At 58.8% G+C, this 6,377-nt stretch carries 9 protein-coding genes; all 9 read right to left on the bottom strand.

Features of this window, described 5'->3' with window-relative positions; genetic code table 11:
• Positions 1-749 (bottom strand): ParB N-terminal domain-containing protein (locus tag PHQ58_RS23080; RefSeq protein ID WP_300116136.1); only part of this gene is annotated, 749 nt, incomplete at its 3' end.
• A 529-nt stretch (positions 750-1,278) separates the two neighbouring features.
• Entirely contained in the window at positions 1,279-1,677 is a 399-nt protein-coding gene (locus PHQ58_RS23075) for a DUF6362 family protein (protein ID WP_300116133.1), read from the bottom strand.
• Positions 1,670-1,876: a hypothetical protein gene (locus PHQ58_RS23070; protein WP_300116131.1), complete on the bottom strand. Its 207-nt coding sequence runs from the start codon at positions 1,874-1,876 to the stop codon at positions 1,670-1,672. Before PHQ58_RS23070 ends, PHQ58_RS23075 begins: the two co-directional genes overlap by 8 nt.
• A gap of 1 nt (position 1,877) precedes the next feature.
• Entirely contained in the window at positions 1,878-2,342 is a 465-nt protein-coding gene (locus PHQ58_RS23065) for a hypothetical protein (protein ID WP_300116130.1), read from the bottom strand.
• On the bottom strand, positions 2,339-2,620 hold the full coding sequence (locus PHQ58_RS23060; protein WP_300116129.1) for a hypothetical protein: 282 nt from the start codon (positions 2,618-2,620) through the stop codon (positions 2,339-2,341). Before PHQ58_RS23060 ends, PHQ58_RS23065 begins: the two co-directional genes overlap by 4 nt.
• A 272-nt stretch (positions 2,621-2,892) precedes the next feature.
• The gene (locus PHQ58_RS23055; protein WP_300116127.1) at positions 2,893-5,202 is read right to left on the bottom strand and encodes a phage/plasmid primase, P4 family; all 2,310 of its coding nucleotides are present in this window, start codon (positions 5,200-5,202) and stop codon (positions 2,893-2,895) included.
• Positions 5,189-5,452, bottom strand: a complete 264-nt coding sequence (locus PHQ58_RS23050; protein ID WP_300116125.1) for a hypothetical protein — start codon at positions 5,450-5,452, stop codon at positions 5,189-5,191. The genes PHQ58_RS23055 and PHQ58_RS23050 overlap by 14 nt, the downstream gene beginning before the upstream one ends.
• Positions 5,449-6,186 carry a hypothetical protein gene (locus PHQ58_RS23045; RefSeq protein ID WP_300116123.1) on the bottom strand — a complete coding sequence of 246 codons (738 nt, stop codon included), beginning with the start codon at positions 6,184-6,186 and terminating at the stop codon, positions 5,449-5,451. The genes PHQ58_RS23050 and PHQ58_RS23045 overlap by 4 nt, the downstream gene beginning before the upstream one ends.
• Positions 6,183-6,377: DUF6511 domain-containing protein (locus tag PHQ58_RS23040; RefSeq protein ID WP_300116120.1), on the bottom strand; the 195-nt coding region annotated here is incomplete at its 5' end. The genes PHQ58_RS23045 and PHQ58_RS23040, both read right to left, overlap by 4 nt.

Raw genomic sequence — 6,377 nt, 5'->3', positions numbered from 1 at the left:
AGCCCCAGGTTGACCAGCACTTGACCGGTGGCAGCCATGGGCAGGTTCGCAAAGACCGAACGCATCAGGGCGTCCCAATCAACAATGGTGTCGGTGTAATCGCGTTGGGTACCGTAGGGCGGCGATGTAAAACACAGCGCAGCCTTTTCAGATTGCATCAGGGCGGCGACCACCGCTGAGTCACCGGCATCGCCACAGATCAGACGGTGCGCACCAAGCAGCCAGACATCACCGGTTCGGGATACTGGGTTGACCGGTGCGTCTGGTACCTCGTCACCAGCGTCTGGTGCATCGTCGGAATCATCATCGCCAGTCTGATCGTCACCGGTCTCACCATCGATGTGCTCGGACATCATGGCTTCAATCTCAGCGTCCTCAAAGCCGGTGAGTGCCAGGTCGTAACCGGACTCACACAGCTCAGTGAGTTCAAGGGCCAGCATCTCTTCGTCCCACCCGGCATCGAGTGACAGGCGGTTGTCGGCGATCACGTAGGCGCGCTTCTGGGTGGGTGACAGATGCCCCAGTTCGATGACCGGAACTTCCGTCAGGCCCAACTTGCGGGCAGCCGCCAGACGACCGTGACCGGCGATCACGCCGCTGACACCGTCGACCAGCACCGGATTTGTCCAGCCAAACTCGGCGATGCTGGCGGCGATCTTGGCCACCTGCTCCTCGCTGTGGGTGCGAGGGTTGCGGGCAAACGGGATCAGCGCGTCAACCTTGCGGTACTCAACGTTGAGTGGATTCACGGGTTTGATGCTTCCAAAAAAATACGGCCCGCACAGGTCTGTGAAACCTATGACGGGCCGCGAGGTGCGCCATCTCAAGCGCTGGAGTTGAACGAAAGAACCCGCCGTCAGAAAACTCCGAGGGCGGGTTCAGGAATAATCAGGAAACGAAAACTTGGATGTCAGGTCGGCAAAGGGTGTGAATTGAATTCCCCCCCTTGTGTGCCAGGGTGCAAACCTGCTGCTGGTGCAAACCGCTGCAAACTCTGGTTTGCAGTCTGTCGGTGGGCGGGTCTTGCGCTGTTGCCCCCCGCATAGGATTTTCCGAAAGAAGGACCCCTTTTACCTGGGGCTCAGTGGCTATTTTCCAACTGATCGTCAGCGGTTTTCTCCATCCATAGCCGTAAATATACCTAAAAACAGGCTGGATGTTCAGCCCTGTTTTGCAGGCCAAAAGGACAAAGTGGCAAAACTCTGGACAAGTGCTGGACGCATTGCTCTCCCTGCCCATTTGTCTTGGAAGATATCTCGTCCACTTGTCCTGCCCACCTTACTTTTTGCGGCTGTCATTGAGCTTTTGCGCCACCAGTTGAATGGACTTTTGCCAGTTTTGCCAAGCCGTGGTGCGGCAAACGCCAAAGCGCGTACAGATGTCACGCCAGCCGTACCGCTTGGCACGCATCCAGACCAGATGGCGCTGCTCAACCTCAAGCCACTGCACCCAGAGCATGACCTCAAGCATCTGTTCCACGTCCTTCGGTGATGGAGGGAAGCGACAGACCACACGTTCGTCGGTTGCCAGCATCTCCCACTGGCAGCGCACGATGGTGGGCCACGCGTTGAAGTAGCCCTGCACATTGGCCGAGGGCAGTCGCCTGGCAGTGACCGCAGCGTCCTCGAAGCGGTTGGCCACGTCCTCGGGTGTCCATGGTGTGTTGCGCTCAGCCATGACGATCTCCTTGACCATACAAACGCTCGCCGATGCGTCGCACCAGTTCACGCTCGAGGTAGTCCAGCCGCTTGTCCTCAGCGTTGACCACCAGGATGTTCTGGTCACGCCAGCCGCGTTGCTTGACGCTGTCCAGGTCTGTCACAGTTGGCTGCAAGCGACCAAGGGGGCATTGGTAGTGGTGGGTGGGAACCTTCACGTCACACCTCCTGCGTGTCGAGTGCCCAGTGCAGGATGGCCAGGGCATCGGCTTCGTTGTCGTCAGTGACGGGGTGACCAAGGGCACGCATGGCAGCAATGACTTCTGCCTTGCCTGCGTTGCCTTTGCCGGTGGCGTGCTTCTTGATCGTGCCCACTGGCACGCCCTGGTACGGGATGCGGTGGTGCTCGCACCAAGTGGTGAGGGTCGCCATCAAGCCGCCGTAGACGTGGGCGGCATCGACTCCAACGTGGCGGCGCACCTCCTCGAAGTAGACGGCGTTGATCTCGCCCGTGATGTTCTTGAGTTCTGCAAGCCAGTGTTTGAAGCGAAGGTAACGCATGCCACCGCCTTCGAATCGCTGGGACTTGAAGCTGACAAAACCGTGAGCGGTTTGGCCGTTCTGAGGTCGCAGTGCCCAGCCAGTGGTTGTGCCCAAGTCCAGGGTAAGAATGGTGCTGCTCATTTCGCACCTCCGATCTTGAGCGAGATGCCACGATAGGCGCGAGCGTTGCCCGAACTCACCACGCAACGCTGCAATCCAAGGTGGCCTAATGCCAGTGACAGGCAGCGCGCAGACGAGGCAAAGCAATCGTTGGCAGCGCTCCAGGTCAGCCAATCTGCGTGCAGTTCAGAGAACCGGGTTGTTGCGCGGTCGTCCAGATCGCAGTTGGCTGTGAGCCACTGCTGCATATCGCGAGCAGTTCGCGTGTCTGTCACAAGTGCATTTTCAAGATTTTTCATATCGATTCCTGTTGTTGAGCAAGGCACGCAGCTGTGCTGTGCCTGCATTTCAAAGTTGCAATTCAGGTCGGTTTTTCCATTCCGACGTAGTCGACACATCTCAGGGTTAACTTCCATGACCTGCGCGTCACGCCTCGCGTGAGGAACTAACCGTTGGCTGCGCCGACTACGTCGGATTGATGCCATACCGACACAACCGACGCGGGTATCGAATGCGTAAAACATCGCCACAAGAGGCAGTTTCAGAGCGTTCTTTTGCTGCGTCATAGGTGTCAGTTATCCGCGTAAGGTGTGTAATTTGGGCGTGACTGCTGCGCCAAGCCCACCCCCTGGTATCCGCGAACACCGGCTGAGTTGCGCCACTTTTCCAATCCGCGTGTGAGCAACAGGTCAGAGAACCGGCGCTGGGAGCCAACAAACTCACCTGCTGCCTCTGCCCACTGCTTCCAATCGGCAAACAACTCCGTGGTGAGTGATCTGGCACTGTTGACCCGCACACAACGCTCTTCCAGCCAGCGCCCCAAGGCATCCTCTGCCTCGAAATACTCCTTGGTCGCACTGACGACACTCTCGGGCGCAATGAGCCCTTCGCGCTGCCAGGCCAGACAACCCTGCACGCCCCACTCAAAGATGGCGTTGCGCTCAATCAGCAGCTTGGCTTGGAGTTGCTTGTCACGTTTTTCTGGCGGCACAGTGATCGTGAACGGGATCAGGTGCAAACGCCTGCGCATGGCCTCATCGATGTTGCGAATGGCGGGTTTGTGATTGCCCGCGATGACCAACTTGAACTGCGGCAGGTAGGTGAAGAAGTCCTGGCGCATGAAACGCGCCGACACCCGGTCGCCACCGGTGATCTCCTTGATCTTGGACTCGTTCCAGCGCCGCCCCTGTTCAGTCTCGGTCGCACCCACAAAGCGCGCCCCACGCAGGCCTGCCAGATCGGTGGGATGCCGGTCACCGCGCGATTCCATGAACGTATCCATGGGCGCATTGGCCGCGTAATCGCCCATCAGGGTGAAGATGGTGTTGACGAACACCGACTTGCCATTGGCACCTGTGCCGTACAGGAAAAACAGCGCGTGCTCTTGGGTGGAGCCTGTCATGCAGTAGCCGAACACCTTCTGGAGGTAGTGGATTTGTGCCGCGTCTCCTCCGGTCACATCAGCCAGAAACGCCATCCAGTTGGGACAGGTGCTGCCCGGCTGAATCGTGGCCGTGCAGATTTTGGTCATGCGGTCACCACGATCATGGGCGCGCATCCTGCCGGTACGCAGGTCAACCACACCACCGGGTGTGTTGATTGACCATTCGTCGGCATCCCACTCGTCCGTGGTGCCCGCGTGCCTGCGATCAGCCCGAGCCAGACGTTCGACACCGCTGATGGTGCCCGAAGCTGCCAGTTTGGCCGCAAGTTTTGGGTTGTCAGACTTGAGCGATGCGAAACGACAGACGTGGCGCACCAGATCGGATGCGGCCAGAGTGTCCTCGCTGCGCCAGCGCTGACCATCCCACATCAGCCATTTGCCCCACGCCGCAACGTATCGCCAGTCATTTTTGTAGCGGCTCGTGAAACTCACTGCCAGCGCATCTTCGGTACCCCAAACCGTATGCTCCTCATCACTGTTCGCACTAGGCGCTGTTTGGGCAGCTTTTGCCGCTCCAATGTCAGGCAGATGAATGGTCATGTAAGGGCTGTTGGCCACGATGTCGTGAACATCTACGCCCTCGGCCAGCGCGTCAGCGCAGTCCCAACCATCGGGTTTGCCTTCTGGCGGGTACAGGATGACGCAACTGGTGGCCTTGGCTGCAAGAATGGCCTGTGCTGCGTTTTCTGCATACGTCCAGCCGGGCTTGTCCTTGTCTGGCCAGATGATCACCACCTTGCCCGCAAGCGGTGACCAGTCGGTTTTATCGACCGGCGCATTGGCTCCGTGCATGGCGGTGGTGGCGCAAATGCCTGCGTCGATCAGGGCTTTGGCACACTTTTCACCTTCGACCACCACCACCCGATCTGACTTGAGCATGCCGGGCTGGTTGTAGAGTGGCCGTGGATCGGGTGGCGCTGCCTTCTTGCGTTTGACATCCCATGGCCGGAATTCCTTTTTCTGCCCGGGTGGGTCGTAGCGGTACACGATGGCGATCAGCCTGCCCTCAGTGTCCTGGTACTCCCACTTGGCCGTTGCTGGACCCAGTTCATCAAGGGCGGGCTCAGCCTTGCGTTTGCGAGTTGCTTGCGGCGGCACTTTGCCGACCAGTTGCGCCGCAAAACTCAGCACCTTGGCAAAGTCAGAATGGACATTGAGTGCCATATGTCCGGAAATCAGGTCAAAGATGTCTCCACCCTGACCAGTCGCACGATCTGTCCACAACCCAGCTTTGTCGCCGGTGACCACAATCTCCAGACTGTCGCCCGGGCTGCCAAGGATGTCGCCCACCAGGAACTTGCCGCGTTTGACCTTGCCAGCGGGGAACATGTCCATCAGCACCGACTCAAGCCGCAGCAGCAAGCTGGCGCGAATCTCTTCGCGGTTGCCATCGCTGGAAGGTGTCTGTGCCGGTGTTACATCGTTAAAGTCCATCATGGCTGACACCCTCCGACTCTTGGGGCTCGGCGTCGGAATCGACTGTGGCACTGCTGTTGGCAGCCCAAGTGCTCAGTTCATTCATGCGAAAGCGAACCAAGCCGCCCAGCAGGTAATGTGGAATGCGGTGTTTGGCTCGCATCTTGGGGTCACCAAACCAGTACAGGGGCAGTCTCAGTGCGCACGCAGCCTGCTTGGCATCGATCATGGGTTCGGCATCCATTTGGAATTCTTGTTTTTGTGTGTTCATTGGGTTGTCCTCCAGCAGCGGTCTTGCCAAGCGCAAAACTTGCATTCAAAGTGGGTGGCATCAAGGTAGGCGCGAGGCAGTAGTTCACCTGCCTCGGTGGCGGCAATCACCTTCACGCCCCGGTCGGACATGCGCTGGGCCAGCGCCGCATCGAACGGAACCAACTCGGCGTAGATGTCCATCGTGTCGGCGTTGACCGCTGTGAAGATGGCCGGGTTTTCGTGCAACTCCAGGTAGGCCTGGTAAATCGCCACTTGGGCGGCGTAGACCGGCTTGGAGACCGCGAGCTTGTTTTTCTCGAGATCGCGCCAGGATTTGGAACCCAAGCACTTGTTTTCCCAAAGCGCTGGGTACTTGAATCCGTCTGGCCCACCGACAACGACACCATCAATGTGTCCCTGCAAGCGACCGTCAGCCGTTGAAAACCCAAACTGCTCGCCGTTCGGTTTGTGCGTGCGCAGATCGAACCCGGCCGCCCGCAGCCAGGCGACCATGCTGTCTTCGTTGACGTGGCCACGCTCAAAAATGCGCAGAATCCGCCCCTGCGTCTCCCGCCCCGGGTCCACCGGCGCTTGGGCATACTCGTATTGCAGCGCGCGTTCGCACGACACGCCCAGACGGGATGCGCCCAAATACAGGCGGGATTTCTCCTTGGAGCGGGTCTTTTGCAGACCCAGATCGATCAAGGTGCTGATCTGGCCACTGACGCTTGCTGATGAGTTGAAGTCCATCATTTGGCATCCTCCCAGGGGAGGTCGTTTTCCATGTCGGCAAACGGATTGGCCATCGGATCCGGAACTTCAGGCAGACCACGCACTGGTGGGTACTTGGACTTCTCGTGGTGCTCCACCATGGCCTGCGTAAAGCAGGTCACGATGGCGTCGATCACCGCCAAGGCTTCAGATTCAGAGTAATCACCCAGTGG

The organism is Rhodoferax sp., assembly GCF_028688795.1.
In the GTDB taxonomy this organism is placed as follows: Bacteria; Pseudomonadota; Gammaproteobacteria; order Burkholderiales; family Burkholderiaceae_C; genus Rhodoferax.
Note: the sequence above shows the minus strand (reverse complement) of the source record. Positions and strands in the feature narration are given on the sequence as shown.